Source organism: Gordonia sp. ABSL11-1 (genome assembly GCF_030315685.1).
Taxonomy (GTDB): domain Bacteria; phylum Actinomycetota; class Actinomycetes; order Mycobacteriales; family Mycobacteriaceae; genus Gordonia.
On record NZ_JASXSI010000008.1, the window covers coordinates 152,967 to 169,058 of the forward strand.

General features: G+C 67.3%; 14 protein-coding genes. 9 read left to right on the forward strand and 5 right to left on the reverse strand.

Features of this window, described 5'->3' with window-relative positions:
• Window positions 1–132 precede the first annotated feature (132 nt).
• The 5 genes from QSJ19_RS11405 (at window position 133) to QSJ19_RS11425 (ending at window position 7,694) form a co-directional block, all read left to right on the forward strand.
• Window positions 133–2,562: an ATP-binding cassette domain-containing protein gene (locus QSJ19_RS11405; protein WP_286320456.1), complete on the forward strand. Its 2,430-nt coding sequence runs from the start codon at window positions 133–135 to the stop codon at window positions 2,560–2,562.
• A 130-nt stretch (window positions 2,563–2,692) separates the two neighbouring features.
• Complete coding sequence (locus QSJ19_RS11410) at window positions 2,693–4,114, forward strand: cytochrome P450 (RefSeq protein ID WP_502876140.1); 1,422 nt, start codon at window positions 2,693–2,695, stop codon at window positions 4,112–4,114.
• A gap of 89 nt (window positions 4,115–4,203) precedes the next feature.
• The gene (locus QSJ19_RS11415; RefSeq protein WP_286320458.1) at window positions 4,204–4,728 is read left to right on the forward strand and encodes a hypothetical protein; all 525 of its coding nucleotides are present in this window, start codon (window positions 4,204–4,206) and stop codon (window positions 4,726–4,728) included.
• 300 nt (window positions 4,729–5,028) lie between these two features.
• Complete coding sequence (locus QSJ19_RS11420; protein WP_286320559.1) at window positions 5,029–6,405, forward strand: phosphotransferase family protein; 1,377 nt, start codon at window positions 5,029–5,031, stop codon at window positions 6,403–6,405.
• Between the two features lie 14 nt (window positions 6,406–6,419).
• A complete protein-coding gene (locus QSJ19_RS11425) occupies window positions 6,420–7,694 on the forward strand; it encodes an acyl-CoA dehydrogenase family protein (protein WP_286320459.1) in 1,275 nt (424 codons plus the stop codon).
• Window positions 7,695–7,922: 228 nt separating this feature from the next.
• On the opposite strand, the gene QSJ19_RS11430 is transcribed toward QSJ19_RS11425, so the two are convergent.
• Window positions 7,923–8,510: a universal stress protein gene (locus QSJ19_RS11430; protein ID WP_286320460.1), complete on the reverse strand. Its 588-nt coding sequence runs from the start codon at window positions 8,508–8,510 to the stop codon at window positions 7,923–7,925.
• A 183-nt stretch (window positions 8,511–8,693) separates the two neighbouring features.
• On the opposite strand from QSJ19_RS11430, the gene QSJ19_RS11435 reads away from it, so the two are divergent.
• The 4 genes from QSJ19_RS11435 to QSJ19_RS11450 all read left to right on the forward strand — a co-directional run bounded on the left by QSJ19_RS11435 (window position 8,694) and on the right by QSJ19_RS11450 (window position 11,446).
• Window positions 8,694–9,839 (forward strand): sensor histidine kinase, encoded by a 1,146-nt coding sequence (locus QSJ19_RS11435; RefSeq protein WP_286320560.1) that lies wholly within the window; start codon window positions 8,694–8,696, stop codon window positions 9,837–9,839.
• Window positions 9,839–10,531, forward strand: coding sequence for a response regulator (locus tag QSJ19_RS11440; RefSeq protein ID WP_286320461.1), 693 nt, complete (start codon window positions 9,839–9,841; stop codon window positions 10,529–10,531). Before QSJ19_RS11435 ends, QSJ19_RS11440 begins: the two co-directional genes overlap by 1 nt.
• 101 nt (window positions 10,532–10,632) lie before the next feature.
• Complete coding sequence (locus QSJ19_RS11445; protein WP_286320462.1) at window positions 10,633–11,028, forward strand: FAS1-like dehydratase domain-containing protein; 396 nt, start codon at window positions 10,633–10,635, stop codon at window positions 11,026–11,028.
• Between the two features lie 4 nt (window positions 11,029–11,032).
• Window positions 11,033–11,446 carry a MaoC family dehydratase gene (locus QSJ19_RS11450; protein WP_286320463.1) on the forward strand — a complete coding sequence of 138 codons (414 nt, stop codon included), beginning with the start codon at window positions 11,033–11,035 and terminating at the stop codon, window positions 11,444–11,446.
• Here the strand turns inward: QSJ19_RS11450 and QSJ19_RS11455 are convergent.
• From QSJ19_RS11455 to QSJ19_RS11470, 4 genes are all read right to left on the reverse strand, one after another.
• Window positions 11,425–11,907 carry an SRPBCC family protein gene (locus tag QSJ19_RS11455; RefSeq protein ID WP_286320464.1) on the reverse strand — a complete coding sequence of 161 codons (483 nt, stop codon included), beginning with the start codon at window positions 11,905–11,907 and terminating at the stop codon, window positions 11,425–11,427. The two genes, QSJ19_RS11450 and QSJ19_RS11455, sit on opposite strands and share 22 nt — an antisense overlap.
• A 36-nt stretch (window positions 11,908–11,943) precedes the next feature.
• Window positions 11,944–13,059 carry an alpha/beta hydrolase gene (locus QSJ19_RS11460; protein ID WP_286320465.1) on the reverse strand — a complete coding sequence of 372 codons (1,116 nt, stop codon included), beginning with the start codon at window positions 13,057–13,059 and terminating at the stop codon, window positions 11,944–11,946.
• Window positions 13,060–13,121: 62 nt separating this feature from the next.
• Window positions 13,122–14,513, reverse strand: coding sequence for an NAD(P)/FAD-dependent oxidoreductase (locus tag QSJ19_RS11465; protein WP_286320466.1), 1,392 nt, complete (start codon window positions 14,511–14,513; stop codon window positions 13,122–13,124).
• Window positions 14,514–14,599: 86 nt separating this feature from the next.
• Window positions 14,600–16,090, reverse strand: a complete 1,491-nt coding sequence (locus QSJ19_RS11470; protein WP_286320468.1) for a cryptochrome/photolyase family protein — start codon at window positions 16,088–16,090, stop codon at window positions 14,600–14,602.
• Between the last annotated feature and the right edge of the window lie 2 nt (window positions 16,091–16,092).

A 16,092-nucleotide genomic window follows, 5' to 3' on the forward strand; every position in this document is an offset into this window, starting at 1 on the left:
AGGGGCTCGTCGTCGCCGACGCATTGACGCCGTACCCGCCGAGAGCGACCGCCACGGTGTCCGATCTGGTTGGATCGAAGCCACCGGCACCGCAGTTCGATCATGCAGCCCAACCGAACGGACGGAGACACGATGAGCACCGCTGCCACCACGAGGACCCGAGGCCGGACGACGCGGAAGGCGTCCACGACCGCGCGCGGAGCGCGTGACGGCCACGTCGCCGACAGTCACGACCTGATCCGCGTCCACGGTGCCCGCGAGAACAACCTGAAGGACGTCAGTCTCGAGATCCCGAAACGTCGGCTGACGGTCTTCACCGGTGTGTCCGGTTCGGGGAAGAGTTCACTGGTCTTCAGCACCATCGCGGCCGAGTCGCAGCGGATGATCAACGAGACCTACAGCGCGTTCGTGCAGGGTTTCATGCCGAACCTCGGCCGGCCGGACGTGGATGTGCTCGAAGGCCTCACCACCGCGATCATCGTCGACCAGGAGCGCATGGGCGCCAACCCCCGCTCCACCGTCGGCACGGCCACCGACGCGAACGCGATGCTTCGCATCCTGTTCAGCCGGCTCGGCACGCCCTACATCGGTTCACCACAGGCATTCTCGTTCAACGTGGCCTCGATCAGCGGGGCGGGAGCGGTCACCGTCGAGAAAGCCGGCCGCACCGTCAAGGAACGTCGCAGCTTCTCGATCACCGGCGGCATGTGTCCACGCTGCGAGGGTCGCGGTGCGGTGTCCGACGTCGACCTCACCGCGCTCTACGACGACTCGAAGTCACTCAACGAGGGTGCGCTCACGATTCCCGGCTACAGCATGGATGGCTGGTACGGCCGCATCTACCGCGGATGCGGATGGTTCGATCCCGACAAGCCGATCAAGAAGTACACCAAGCGCGAGTTGAACGACCTCCTCTACAAGGAGTCGACCAAGATCAAGGTCGACGGGGTCAATCTCACCTATCTCGGGCTGATCCCGCAGATCCAGAAGTCGTTCCTGTCCAAGGATCGTGAGGCCATGCAGCCGCACATCCGGGCATTCGTCGACCGCGCGATAACGTTCACCACCTGCCCCGAGTGCGACGGCACCCGGCTGGCGGAGACGGCACGGTCGTCGAAGATCAAGGGCAAGAATATCGCCGACCTGTGTGCCATGCAGATCAGCGATCTGGCCGACTGGGTGCGCGGACTGGACGAACCGTCCGTCGGTCCGTTGCTGACCACCCTCGGTGAGACCCTCGACTCCTTCGTCGAGATCGGTCTCGGATATCTGTCCCTCGACCGGCCAGCGGGAACGCTGTCCGGGGGAGAGGCGCAGCGCACCAAACTGATCCGTCACCTGGGGTCGTCGCTCACCGACGTCACCTACGTGTTCGACGAGCCGTCCATCGGTCTGCACCCGCATGACATCGACCGGATGAACGAACTTCTCCTGGCGCTGCGGGACAAGGGCAACACGGTGCTGGTCGTCGAACACAAGCCCGAGGTCATCGCGATCGCCGATCACGTCGTGGACCTCGGTCCGCGGGCCGGTACCGACGGTGGCGAGATCGTGTTCGAGGGCACCGTCGACGGGTTGCGCGGCAGCGACACACTCACCGGACGTCATCTCGACGACCGTGCCGCACTGAAGGAGTCGGTGCGGGAATCGACCGGGGCGCTGGAGATCCGCGGCGCGTCCACCCATAATCTGCGGGACGTCGACGTGGACATCCCGCTCGGAGTACTCGTGGTGGTGACCGGAGTGGCGGGCTCCGGAAAGAGCTCTCTGATCGACGGTTCGGTCTCGCGCCGCGATGACGTCGTCTCGATCGATCAGGGCGCGATCAAGGGTTCCCGCCGGAGCAACCCGGCGACCTACACCGGGTTGCTCGACCCCATCCGCAAGGCGTTCGCCAAGGCCAACGGCGTCAAGCCCGGTCTGTTCAGCGCCAATTCCGAGGGCGCCTGCCCCAATTGCAACGGGGCCGGCGTCATCTACTCGGACCTGGCGATGATGTCGGGCGTCGCCACGCCGTGTGAGGTGTGCGACGGCAAACGGTTCTCGGCGGAGGTTCTCGACTACACCTTCGGCGGCAAGGACATCAGCGAGGTCCTGACCATGTCGGTCGCCCGGGCCGAGGAGTTCTTCTCCGATGGAGACGCCAAACTCCCTGCCGCACACAAGATTCTCGTGCGACTGCGAGATGTCGGCCTCGGCTACCTGACCATCGGACAGCCGCTCACGACCCTGTCGGGCGGCGAGCGACAACGGCTGAAGCTGGCCGCGCAGATGGGCGACAAGGGGGACGTGTACGTCCTCGACGAGCCGACCACGGGCCTGCACCTGGCCGACGTCGAGCAGCTTCTCGAACTCTTGGATCGATTGGTCGACGCCGGGAAGTCGGTGATCGTCATCGAGCATCATCAAGCGGTCATGGCCCACGCCGACTGGATCGTCGATCTGGGTCCGGGAGCCGGACACGACGGCGGCAGCGTCGTCTTCGAGGGCGCCCCGGCCGATCTCGTCGCGGACCGCTCGACAGTGACCGGCCGGCATCTCGCGGAGTACGTGGGCGGGTAGAAACGCGGTTTCTGAGGACACACGTTTCCCATCGGTCGTAGACTCATCGTTGGAACATATGTCATGATTCGTTCCATTGTTGCTCGACGGCCCGGTGAGCAACACGACGCGTGGGGAGAGTGCAAACGCGATGCAGTCCACGAAGAAGACGATGCAGTCGGCGCTGGCCGCGGCCAGTCGCGCCTATCCGAGCAAGCCGAGTCCGCTGGCCGAACCGCCGGCGGACTCCGGCCTGCGGCCGGTGATGGGTGACCAGGGACTGCCGTTCCTCGGCAACACTCTCGAGGCGCTGGCCGATCCGTTGACCAGCGCGATGGAGCGATTCGAGAAGTACGGCCCCGTCTCGTGGTCGGGGTCGCTGAACATGAACATGGTCACCCTGATCGGTCCGGAGGCCATCGAGGCGGCGTGGATGAACCGTTCGAAGGCGTTCTCCAGCGAAGAGGGCTGGGAACCGATGATCGGTCCGTTCTTCCGCCGCGGGATCATGTTGATGGATTTCGACGAACACATGCATCACCGTCGGATCCTGCAGCAGGCCTTCACCCGGCCGCGTCTGAACGGTTACCTCGACATCATGACGCCGCACATCGAGAAGACGCTGTCGAACTGGCAGGTCGGTCCGGGATTCCCGATGTACTCACACACCAAGGACCTGACTCTCTCGCTCGCCACCGAGGTGTTCGTCGGTGCGTCACTGAACGAGGCGCAGGCCCACCGGCTGGAGAGTGCCTTCGAGGCGGCGGTGCGCGGAGGACAGGCCCTCGTCCGCGCCGACGTGCGGGACTGGACCTGGGCCCGGGGGTTACGGGGACGCGAATACCTGCAGAAGTACTTCCGCTCGGAGATTGCCGCGCGGCGGGCGGGTGACGGCGATGACCTGTTCAGCGTGCTGTGCCACAGCGAGGACGAGGACGGCAACACGTTCGGCGACGAGGACGTCGTCAACCACATGATCTTCGTCATGATGGCCGCCCACGACACGAGCACGATCGCGTTGTCGATGCTCACCTACTTCCTCGGGCGGTATCCGGAGTGGCAGGAGCGTCTGCGGGAGGAGTCGATCGCGCTGGGCAAGTCGACCATCGGCTACGACGATCTCGACGCGCTGCCCTCCCTGGACCTCGCCTTCAAGGAGACACTCCGGATCAACGCCCCGGTCGGCATGCTCTTCCGGAAGACGATCGCCGACACCGACATCCTGGGACACTACGTGCCCAAGGACACGCTCGTCGCCATCCATCCGTGGGCGTCGATGCTGCGCAAGGAGTGGTGGCCCGACCCGACGCACTGGGACCCGGAGCGGTTCTCGCCGGAACGTCGTGAGGACAAGGTGCACCGGTTCGCGTGGTCGCCGTTCGGCGGTGGCGCACACAAGTGCATCGGCCTGTATTTCGGTGGCATGGAGGTGAAGTCGATCATGCACCAGATGCTGCAGAGGTTCGAGTGGTCGGTTCCCGCCGACTACCGCCTCGATCTCACCTACGGGACCGGACCGACACCGGCCGACGGCCTGCCCATCGATGTCCGTCATCGCAGGGTGGGCGGGTGAGGGCACCTCGGGCGATCGGGTCCTGACTCAGGTCGCGCTGGGGGTCTGTCGCCGGGACTCGTCCGGATCCCGGCTCCACCAACCGGACCGTGGACCAGGGCGAGGTCGATGTGCCCGGCACGCAGATCCCGCAGCAGTGGCTCCGAACTCGCCGGCAGAAGGCGCGGCGTGATCTCCGGATGCGCGGCGGCCAGCTCCGCGAGGAACCTGTCGCGTACGGTCGCGACACCTCGGGTGCGATTCCCGATGACCGCCTGTCGCGTCGCCCTCGCGACTGCCCGGCCGACGGCATCGGCGAGGTGTCGACCCGTTCCAGGATGTCGACCGCACGCGGGTGTGGTCGAGGCCGGCGAGCCGAGGAGGGCCGCAGCTATCGGGTCCACGTGTCGTTGACACGCGCGGCCCTGTGGATCGTCGGCATGGGGATCTTCGACAAGGACTACGCGACACACACGGCCGGTCGTCGGCGCGCGACGTCGACCGTCATGTCTATCTCGCATGTCTATCTCGATCCCGAGACCTTCACCGCTGACACCCCTCTCGGTCGGTATCAGGGTGTGACCGAGCAGGTGTACATGAGCGCAACACCGGAGTGGTCGACCGGCCGGCGTTGACCAGGAAGACGACACCGCAGCAACACGAGACGACTGCGACACGAGACGACTGCGATATCGGCGGGCAACGGAGGCCTCCGCCCGATACGTGCGACACGCGTGTCGCATGACCTTTCGCCAACCGCCGACGGAACGGTCGCTCGGGCGGGTAGCGTCGCAGCGTCGAGGTCGCGACACGAGGGGGCGGTAGTGATCGAACCGAACAGCAGGTCCACGGACCCGGACGCCACCGACGGGCGTCCCGGCCATCCGACCGACGCCGCCGAGGTCGCGTCCCGGATCGCCCGCCGCCTGGGCCAGATGTGGGGACGCCACCTGACGGTTCGGGCCGCGCGGGTCCTTCCCGCAGGCGCGAGTCGCACCACCTATGCAGTCGTCGTCGGCGACGAGTCGGGGGACGGCCGCGGCGAGGCCGGCGCAGACGAGGCGATCATCGTCCGGGCGGTCCCGTCGGCCGCACCGGGCGACGGCGGACTCGACAGCGAGGTGCGTGTACTGCGGACCGCTCGGGGCGCGGGCGTCCCCGTCCCCGAGGTCCTCGACCTGAGCGACTCCGACGTCGACGACACGATCCTCGGATTCCCCTACGCTGTACTGAGATTCATCCACGGCGAGTCGATTCCGCGACGGATCCTGCGCGACGACGCGTTTGCTGCCGTCCGTGGCGATTTCGCCCGGCAGGCCGGCGAGATCCTCGCCCGGATCCACCGAATGGACCCGGCCCCCACCGGCCTCTCGGCACTCGGCGATCCGCTCGAATCCCTGCGCACCCTGTTCCCCGTCGAATACGCCCAGGCCCCCGCCGGACTGGTCATCGCGATCGACTGGCTGGATCGGCACCGACCCGAACCGTGGCCCACCGCGGTGGTCCACGGCGATTTCCGACTCGGCAACCTGCTGATCACCCCGGACCGTATCTCCTCCGTCCTCGACTGGGAGCTCGCGCATCTCGGGGATCCGATGGAGGACCTCGGATGGTTGTGCGCCAAGGCGTGGCGATTCGGCGTCGCCCGCCCGGTCGCGGGAATGGGTACGCGCGCCGAGCTGCTCGACGCCTACGCCGACGTCAGCGGCCGGCGGCCGACCGAGGAGGCCCTGCGGTGGTGGGAGCTCTACGCGACCGTCCGGTGGGGGCTCATCTGTGGCGCCCAGGCCAACCGTCATCTCGACGGATCGGAACGATCGATGGAGCTCGCTGCGATCGGACGACGCAGCGCGGAGCAGGAATTCGATGTGCTGCTGACGCTCGGTGCCGCTGCGCCGTTCCGGGTACCCGACCCCCTCGACGAGGACATCGCGACACCCGGTGATGCCACGACCGAGGAGCCCCATGTCGCGCCGACGATGCTGCAGTTGCTCGAATCGGTGTCCGGGTTCCTCGTCGACGAGGTGGGTGCCGACGACGGCGTGTCGCCGCAGGTCCGCTTCCGCACCCGCGTGGCGACGAACGTGATCGCCACGGTCCGACGGCAACTGCTCCTCGGTGAGCGGCAGGCACAGGAGAGTCGTCGGCGTCTGGCCGGCCTGGGTGTGTCGGACGGGGCGGACCTCGTCGCAGCTCTGCGCGACGGCACCCTCTCCGTCGACGACGACGCCGTCCTGTCCGTGGTGACCGCCGAGGTCATCGACCGCCTGATGGTGGCAAACCCCCGACATCTGTCCCGACCCGATTGCTGACCGAGAGGCCCGACGTGGATTTCGCGCTGCCCGACACACTCACCGACTACCTGGCCGAACTCGATGCGTTCATCGAGACCGAGATCGTCCCGTTGCAGGAGTCCGGCGACAACAACCGCTTCTTCGATCATCGTCGCGAGGACGCCCGAACCGACTGGGATCGAGGCGGTCTCCCGAGCGCCGACTGGGAGGCGCTGCTCGGTGAGGCGCGACGACGCGCCGACGCCGCAGGACACTTCCGATATCCCTTCCCGGCGGAGTTCGGCGGACGTGACGGCTCCAATCTGTCCATGGCGGTGATCCGCGAGCATCTGGCGGCCAAGGGACTCGGGCTGCACTGCGATCTGCAGAACGAACACAGCATCGTCGGCAACAACATCGGGCTCCTCCTCATGCTCGAGTACGGCTCACCCGAGCAATGCGCCGAATGGGTGGAGGGGCTGGCCGCCGGACAACACTTCTTCGCGTTCGGGATCACCGAACCCGACCACGGCTCCGACGCCACCCACATGGAGACGACGGCCGTACGAGACGGTGACACGTGGGTCATCAACGGCGAGAAGACCTGGAACACCGGCATCCACGCCGCGCACCGGGACATCATCTTCGCACGCACCGATGGCGACGCCGGCGACGCGCGCGGGATCACCGCATTCCTCGTGGATCCGCGGAGCGAGGGATTCACCGTCGAAGAATACCTGTGGACGTTCAACATGCCGACCGATCATGCACACATCACACTGCGCGACGTCCGGGTGCCGCACTCGGCCATCATGGGTGACGAGGGCCGGGGTCTGCAGATCGTGCAGCACTTCTTCAACGAGAACCGGATTCGACAGGCTGCCTCGAGTCTCGGTGCCGCCCAGTACTGCATCGACCGCGCCGTCGCCTATGCAAACGAGCGTGCACCGTTCGGCAAGAAGCTCTCGACCAACCAGGCGATCCAGTTCCCCCTCGTCGAGTTGCACACCCGGGCGGCCATGTTGCGCGCTCTCGTCCGCGAAACCGCCTGGAAGATGGACACATACGGACCGTTCGCCGCGTCGCAGGAGGTCTCGATGTGCAACTACCAGGCGAATCGCCTGTGTTGCGACGCCGCAGACCAGGCGATGCAGGTATTCGGCGGCCGCGGGTACTCGCGTCACGAACCGTTCGAGCACATCTACCGTCACCACCGGCGCTACCGCATCACCGAGGGTGCCGACGAGATCCAGATGCGCCGGGTCGCCGGTTATCTCTTCGGCTTCATGACCTCCGCCGCCCCCAAGGGCGTCACGCCGACAGGGTGACCCGGACGCGTTCGCGTAGGGACGAAAGCTGAACGAGCGGAGGCAGACTCGCGACCTCGCCGCCCCGACCTCGCTGCCCCGGAATGCGCCCCCGGGATGCGCCCGACAGAGACCCGTCGACGACGTGGTGTCCACAGCGCCTCTCTGCCGGGTGCATGACCGGGGCGGCTTTCCCGGGACGCCGGCTCGGAGAGCTGGAGAACGGCCGGAAAGCGGCGAGTCTCTCGGTCACGCACCGACGACGCGTGGGAGCGACGGTGCGATCGCCCGACCGGCTCCCGAACGCCCTCGAGCCGACGGCGTCATGCGGATGTGACGGTGCCCGTCGGTCACCCACAGGGGGATGTCGTCGGGGAGGCGCCGAGCGATGTGGCGAACCTGCGCAGTCGGTCGGTCACCGCCCATACCGACGACGACGCCGGCGGCGTCGTGGCGCCGCACGGCGTCGCCGAGCACACGAACCGGGTCGCCCTCGACCGCCACTGCCTGCACCGGTACCCGTGTCACGCTGCGCACCAACTCGACTCCGCGCCGCAAGGTCTCGTCGAGGGCAGCCTGCTCCGACAACAGATACGCATCCGCCTTGAGCGCATCGTGGAGAATGGTCGACGACGAATGGTGGTCGACTGGTCGGATGGCACACACCGCGACGATCCTCGTGCCGGGACCCGTCGCCCGTTCCGCGGTGGTCCGCAGCGCTCGGGCAGACGCCGCGGACCCCGTGTAGCCGACGACCATCACACCGCCCAAGGAGAGATCGGAGACCGCGCTCTCCGCACGATGCCGGCGGAGTCGGGCGAGTTCTCGGACAGTCATTGCCATCACCTCGAGAGGTCGTGGGAGAGTGGGGCGACTTCTACCGAGAACGCTAGGGATGATCGCGGTCACGATCTGCAGGCCGCAGTTGGATTCCGCGTCCACCCCCGGGTGGATCCGCGACTCCTCCCGGAAGCCGATGCCCCGGGCCCATGTCGCCCTATCCTTGAGTCGGTGAGGGCGATGATCGCTGGGCTGCGGAGACGGATCGAGAAGGCGGGTGAGGGCTATCCGCCGCTCTATCCGGCCGTCACGCTGGCCGGTGCGGCCGCCCTCACCCTCGGCGCGCTCGTCCAGCGACTGCCCCTCGCACCGCCGTGGTGGGCGGTGATCGCCACCGTGATCTCGGCCCTCTCGCTCGTGTTCGACCTGTGGCTCATGAGCAAGATCCCATGCATCCTCCTCGCGGCCGCGGCGACGGCCGTGTTCCTGCTCGACCCGGTGGCCTACGACATGGCGCCGTTGATGCTCGCGCTGACCACCGCGATCGCGGCGGCCATGGAGACGCTCCGCTGGGGACTTTTCGCGGCAACTCTGTCCATCGGCGTCATCGTCGGCGGCGGCCAGTCCGGCCATCTCGACTCCCCGGTGGTCTACGTGCTCGCCGTGTTGTGTGGATGGCTTGTCGGCTACATGATCATGTACCAGAAACTGTTGTCCGAGAACGAAGTACGTCGACAGAGCGAGCGCGCCGACCGTGCGGCCGGTGACGAACGACGACGGATCGCACGCGAGATACACGACGTCATCGCACACTCTTTGTCGATCACGGTACTCAACGTGACGGGCGCCCGACGGGCCCTGCAGGAAGGGGCGGCCGATGAGGCCATCGAGGCCCTCGAGGACGCGGAACGACTGGGGCGGCAGGCGATGACCGAGATCCGCTACATCGTCAAGGTCCTCGGCGCGGAGGGCACGTCGACCGCGCCGACGCCCGGAGCCGACGACATCGGTCGGCTGGTCGACGAGTACCGGAGGGCAGGTGTCGAGGTCGACCTCGACATGTCTGGAGACCTGCCCTCCGTGCCCGCGCCGATCGGCTCGGCGCTGTATCGGATCGCGCAGGAGTCGCTGGCCAACGTCGTCAAACACACCCGGCAGCCGTCGGCGACGGTCACGCTGCAGGCCGACTCGCCGATCGTGCTGTGCGTTGCCAACCCGCATCTGGACGCAACCGGGCGGCCGTCGACAGGTGGATCCGGCATCGACGGGATGAAGCAACGCGCACACCTGTTGGGCGGGATCGTCGACGTCGGGCATCGGGATGAGTCCTGGGTCGTGCGCGCCGTCTTCCCGAATCACCCCGCAGAGCAACAAAAGGTGAGCTGATGACCGTGACACGACCGACCGATGCCGGTGCGCCGCAGGTTCGGGTCCTGCTCGTGGACGACCAGGAGCTCGTCCGGACAGGACTGCGACGTGTGCTCCGGCCCCGGGACGGCTTCGACATCGTCGGTGAGTGCGGCGACGGCAGTGAGGTGCTCCCGGCCATCGCGGTTCACGCCCCCGACATCGTCCTGATGGACCTGCGCATGCGCCACGTCGACGGGATCACGGCGACCACCCTGGTCCGCACGCTGTCCGACCCACCTCCGGTGCTGGTGTTGACGACCTTCGACGACGACGAGCTGTTGTCGGGAGCACTGCGCGCGGGTGCGGCCGGATTCATCCTGAAGGACTCGCCGGCCGAGTCACTGATCTGGGCTGTGCGTGCGGTCGTCGAGGACGGCGCCTTTCTCGATCCCGCCGTCACGGAGCGGGTGCTCACCGGATTCCGTCGCGCCATACCCGAACCCGTCCGGTCCGACTCGGTCCTGACCGACCGCGAGACCGATGTCCTACGTCTCATCGCGCGAGGCCTCACGAACTCGGAGATCGGTGCACGACTGTATATCTCGGAGGTCACTGTGAAGAGCCACGTGAACCACATCTTCACCAAGCTCGATCTGCGCGACCGCGCTGCCGCGATCGTCTACGCCTACGATCACGCGCTGGTCACCCCGGGAGCCCTGGACTGCTGACCCCGTTGTGTTCGCCGACCGGGCCCCGAAACCCGCCGATCGGCGTCCGGATGACCTGCTCGGATGATTGGCAACCGGTCCGGGATTCGCTAACGTGAATCATGGCAACAGCGCTGGTGGAGGGCCTGACCTTCACCACATCCGACCCGGTGATCGTCGACGACGCGCTTCTGGGCGGCTTCGCCGACGTCCTCGGTTCGCGTTCGGATTCCTTCGGACTCCCACTCGTCTTCAGTGTGACGACCATCCTCGCCCATCTCGCGATGGATTCCGGCGCGGTGCCGCGGGACGGACTCGTGCACACGGCCGAATCCCTGCGCGTGACACGCCAACCCCGACTCGGCGACCGACTGACCGGTGAACTCGTCGTGGAGGAGATCCGCCACCGGGCGGGCGCGACGCAGTTGCAGGTCCGCAGCACGATCCTCGCCGACGACTCCGACGCGCCGATCGCCGTCACCGTCTCGACGCTGGCCTTCCGCACCCCGGACGACTGAGACGATGAGCGACGTCGGCGGCCCGGCGATCTGGGATGCGGAGGAGGAGATCTCGACCGGGCGCGTGCGCCGGTACGCGGAGGTCTCCGGCGACACCAACGCCATCCATCTCGACCCCGCAGCGGCCCACGCCGCAGGACTGTCGGCCCCGGTGGCGCACGGCCTCCTCATCGTCGGAATCGTGCTGCGTCATGCCGACGACTGGGCCCGGGCGAACGATGCCACCATCACCGGCTGTGACACACGCTTCGTCCGGCCCGTCTACCTCGCCGACCGTCCGGTCACGCTCCACGTCGCCGGCCACCTCGCCGACCCGGGGCACATCGCCGCGGAGGTGTGGACGCTGGACGCCGACGGCGTCCGGCACCGCGCGATCATCCGCCCGATCCGGATCTCCTACCGATCCGGACGTGACTGACGACGATCACCCGCGAGCACGCGGGCGGCGGTACGCAGATCGGCGCGAAGGGCCGGCGGCGTGATCTGCGCGAACACCGATGCCCCGGGGACGAGCATCGTCGGCACCGTGAGAAATGCTCTGGCCTGCACCTCGGTTCGCGCCGATGCCGGCTCGGAGAAGGTGAGGGTCAGATCGGCGTCGGCGAACCACCACGTGCCGATCTCGCGCCATCTCCGGTGGGGAGTGTTCTCGATGACCTCCATGCGCGGCGTCACGCCGGGCACCCAAGTGACGTCCGTCCACGACGTGCCGGTATCGCCGACGACGTCGCCGCGCGGCGCCGATCGCGAGATCGCGCGCAGACTCGCCTGCCATTCGGGCCGGTTCGCGGGGTCGACGAGATAGTCGAAGGTGACCTCGATCCGCGACGCGAACGGCACAGTGACGTCGGCGAGGAGAATGCGTCGGGTCGAGGTCATCACGGGCGCTCCTGATCGGCGGGGTCGGGCCGGACGTCAGTGGGTCTGCTCGGCCTCCGGGTCGGGGGTGACGTGACGTCCGGCGAGGTCGTGGAGTTCCCGGAACACGCGCTTGGACGCCTCCGCCCAGGGCATGAGGATCGGGAACACGTGGAACATGCCGTATTCCTCCATCGCATGGATGGGCACCCCTGCGGCCCGCAACCCGTCGGCGAACTCGCGGATACCATCCCGGAACATCTCGTCGGCACCCCAGCAGACGAACGTCGGCGGGAACCACTCGGGATTCGGTGCGGCGTGGATCGCCGACACGCGCTCGTCGTTCGGCTGCACCCCGTGCAGGTAGGGGGTCACCGGGACGTTCCACGGCAGGATGTCGAGCTGGGCGTTCTCCATGATCGACGGATGATCGAGGTCGAGGTCGACCTCGGGGGAGAACAACGCCAGTGCGGCGGGGACCGGCAGCGACTTCGAGTGCAGATACGAGATCAGGGAGGTGGCCAGACCGCCCCCACCGGAGTCGCCGGCGACGACGAGATGCTGCGATGCGACACCCCGCTCCAGCAGACCCTGGTAGACATCAGCTGCATCGAGAACTCCAGCGGGAAAAGGGAATTCGGGCGCCATCCGATAGTCGGCGATGAACACCTCGTGGCCGGTGACCTTGACCAGCGACGCCGCGAACGCCGCGTACATGATCGGCGACGTACCGATGTAGCCACCACCGTGCAGGTAGAGGATGGTCGCGCCGATGGACTGTTTGTCGTCCGAATCGTCCACGTAGGCATCCGAACTGGCCTTGGCCCGACACCAGATCCCCGGCACGCCTCCGATCGTGTCGGCGGTGATCTCCACATCGTCGGTGATCCCGATGAACGGAGGCATCACCACCCGGCAGATGTCATCGAGGATCTTCTCCATCGACCGGAACTCCTCGATCGGCAGTCCCATCGAGAAACCCATGAACGATCGGATGACCTGACGGGTGACCGACTGACCGAGGTTGTCGAGCAGTCCACCGGGACCCTGCCAGGGCCGTCGGAAGGGGACTCGGGCGAGTCCGTTGAGCATGCTCTCCGCCAGCCCCATGACGGTGAGAGCGGTCACGGGCGCGGAGGCCGTGTTCACCTCTGGACGATCTGCCATCACCATGACGTCCACAGTAGTGGGAGGCGCCTCACTCGGCACACGGCCTCGAGAGCGGGCCGAAGCCGTCAGGCGCGGCCCGAGATCCGGTCGGCGAGCCCCGCGACCGCGCTCGTCCTCGAGGACTGACTTCGCAGTTCCCTCCGGTCGGCGAATCGGTACGCCGCGTACAGCCCGGCCACGCCCAGATAACGCACCGGTTCGGGTTCCCACCGTGGGGACCGGTGATCCACCCACGGCAGGCGTGTCAGATAGGAGTCGCGACCCGCGATCAGATCGACCATCGTCCGCGCGGCCACGTTGGTCGTGGTGAGCCCAGATCCGACATAGCCTGTCGCGGAGCCGATCCCGGTCCGTCGATCAAAGATGATCGACGTGTTCCAATCGCGGTGGACGCCGAGGACCCCGCACCAGGCGTGGGCGACGGGGGCGGACGCGGCAGCGGGGAACATCTCGTGGACGGCGCGGACGAGACCCGCGATGGTTCGGCGCTGGGTTCGTCCGTCCCGGTCGATCCGCGACCCGAACCGATACGGCACACCGCGTTCTCCCAGTGCGATCCGCCCGTCATCCGTGCGCTGGGCGTAGGTGTAGGCATGTGCTGACTCACCGAGCAACTCGGCTCCGTCCCAGCCGATCTCATCCCACTGCAAGTCACTGAGCGGATCGGTGACCACCATCGCCGAGTTCATCGGCAGGAGCGAGCGTCGCCGACCGGGCAGTTCGACGGTGAACCCCTCCACGCAGAGGACGACCTGTCCGGTCGTGACGATCCCGCGGTCCGTGGTGACCTGACCCGGTTCGACCTGTGTTGCGGTCGTCTCCTCGACGACCCGGACGCCGGATCGCTCGACGGCGGCGGCGAGTCCGTGGACCAGGCGGGCCGGCTGGACTCGCGCACAATGCGGCGAGAATCCCGCGGCGACGGCCCGATCCACCCGGATCCGTCGCTGCACGGCCTCCGCGTCGAGCAACTCGACGCCCGTCGCGCCGAGACGCTGTGCGTCCCTGATCTCCTCGACCAGTCGCGCCTGCTGCGCCGGGCACCGGGCGATCGTGAGAACTCCGGAGTGCCGGGCACGGCAGTCGATGTCCTCGAGCCCGATACGCGAGAGCACCTCGGCCACCGCAGCCTCCATGGTCGCGGTCAGTGCGCGATTCGCCGACAGCCCGTCACGTCCGGAATCCTCCGCGATCGCCGCGTAGCGGGCCCGGTTGCCCGGGACCTCGGCCGACAGCCATCCGCCGTTGCGCCCCGACGCCCCGAAGCCGCAGAATCTGGACTCGATCACGAGGATGCGTGCGTCGGGGAAATCTTGCCGCAGGTAGTAGGCGGTCCACAGACCGGTGAGCCCGCCGCCCACGATCGTGATGTCGACGTCGGCATCTCCCTGCAGCGCGGCACGTGTCACGCCCGCGCCGATCGACGACGACCAGAACGAGATCTCGCCGTTGCGCATGTCGGTCACGATATCCGACGGACCGGAGCTCTCGGACCAGTGATTCCGCAGCCGTTCGCCGTCCTGCCGACGCGATGCGAGGGGTATCAGAAGACCTCGCGGTGGGCCTCCTGTTCGAGCAGCGCGTCGAGATCGGTGAGTCCGCCCATCGTCGAGACGGCACGCGCGGTGCGGTGGTTGGCCTCGAGTCGAGACCGATGTCGGTGGGTGAAAGCCCAATAGCCCGCGGTGAACGGGCAGGCGTCGTCGCCGATCCGCCGCTTCGGGTTGTAGTCGCAGGTTCCGCAGTAGTCGGACATCCTGGAGATGTAGGCGCCCCCGGACGTGTAGGGCTTGGTCGCCATCCGGCCGCCGTCGGCGTGCTGACTCATGCCGATCACGTTGACCGGCATCACCCAGTCGAAGCCGTCCACGAAATGCGCGCGAAACCATTCGGTGAGTTCGGCAGGATCGTAACCCCGTTGCAACGCATGACTTCCCAGGATCATCAACCGCGGGATGTGATGCACCCACCCGCGATCGCGCACACCTCGGAGAGTGTCGGACAGGCAGGCGGCCGTCACCGCGTCGGGGTCGAGATCGTGGAACCAGTCGGGGAGCGGCGTGTGCGCATCGAGTTCGTTGCTCGCCGTGTAGTCGGGGCCGAAGTGCCAGTACAGATGCCAGATGAACTCGCGCCATCCGAGGATCTGCCGGATGAAGCCCTCGGTCGCGGCGATGTCGGCGGAACCGTCCCGGACCGCCGCCTCGGCGTCTCCGACCACGTCCAGCGGATGCAGCAGGGACAGATTCAACGGGACCGACAGGAGCGAGTGCGACATCGGCCAGTCCTGTGCCATGATCGCGTCCTCCCAGGTGCCGAAGCTCTGCAGCCGGGTATCGAGAAACGACCGCAGTGCGGACTGCGCCTCCTCGTGTGTCACCGCGAACAACCGCGGCCCGTCGACGCCGGAGAAATCGAGATCCATGGCGTCGAGATCGGCGCGGACCTGCTCGTCGATCTCGTCCTCGGTCGGCCACCACGGCTCACCCACTCCGAGCGTGGCCTTCTTGGGCGGCGGCTCGCGGTTGTCCCGGTCGTAGTTCCACCGTCCGCCGGTCGGGTCGTCTCCGTCCATCAGCACGTCGAACCGCCGTCGTTGCGACCGATAGAACGTCTCCATGCGGAACCCGTCCGCATCACCGGCCCACTCGTCGAAGTCCGAGCGGGACAGGGCGAACGATGGATTCGGCAGGACCTCGGACACCAGCCCCTCGTCGGCGAGGTCGTGCACGAAGGACGATGCGGCCCGCGACGACGGTTCGTGGACGACCACCGGGCGACCGAGGGCCTCGAGCGCATCCCGGTAGCCGTCGGCCTGCCAGAACTGCGCGCGGTCGCCGAGCCCGTCGGCCAGGTGACGCATACCGGACATCAGTAGGTGTGCCTTCTGACGATGTCCTCGTCGACGCGCGAACGCGGCGGTGGACTCGATGATGACGACCTCGCGATCGGCATGCGCCGGCGCCGAGTGGATGTGGGGGCCGAGCTGATCGGCGAACAGCCACAACGGGTCCGGTGTGCGCCGCCCGGTCATCG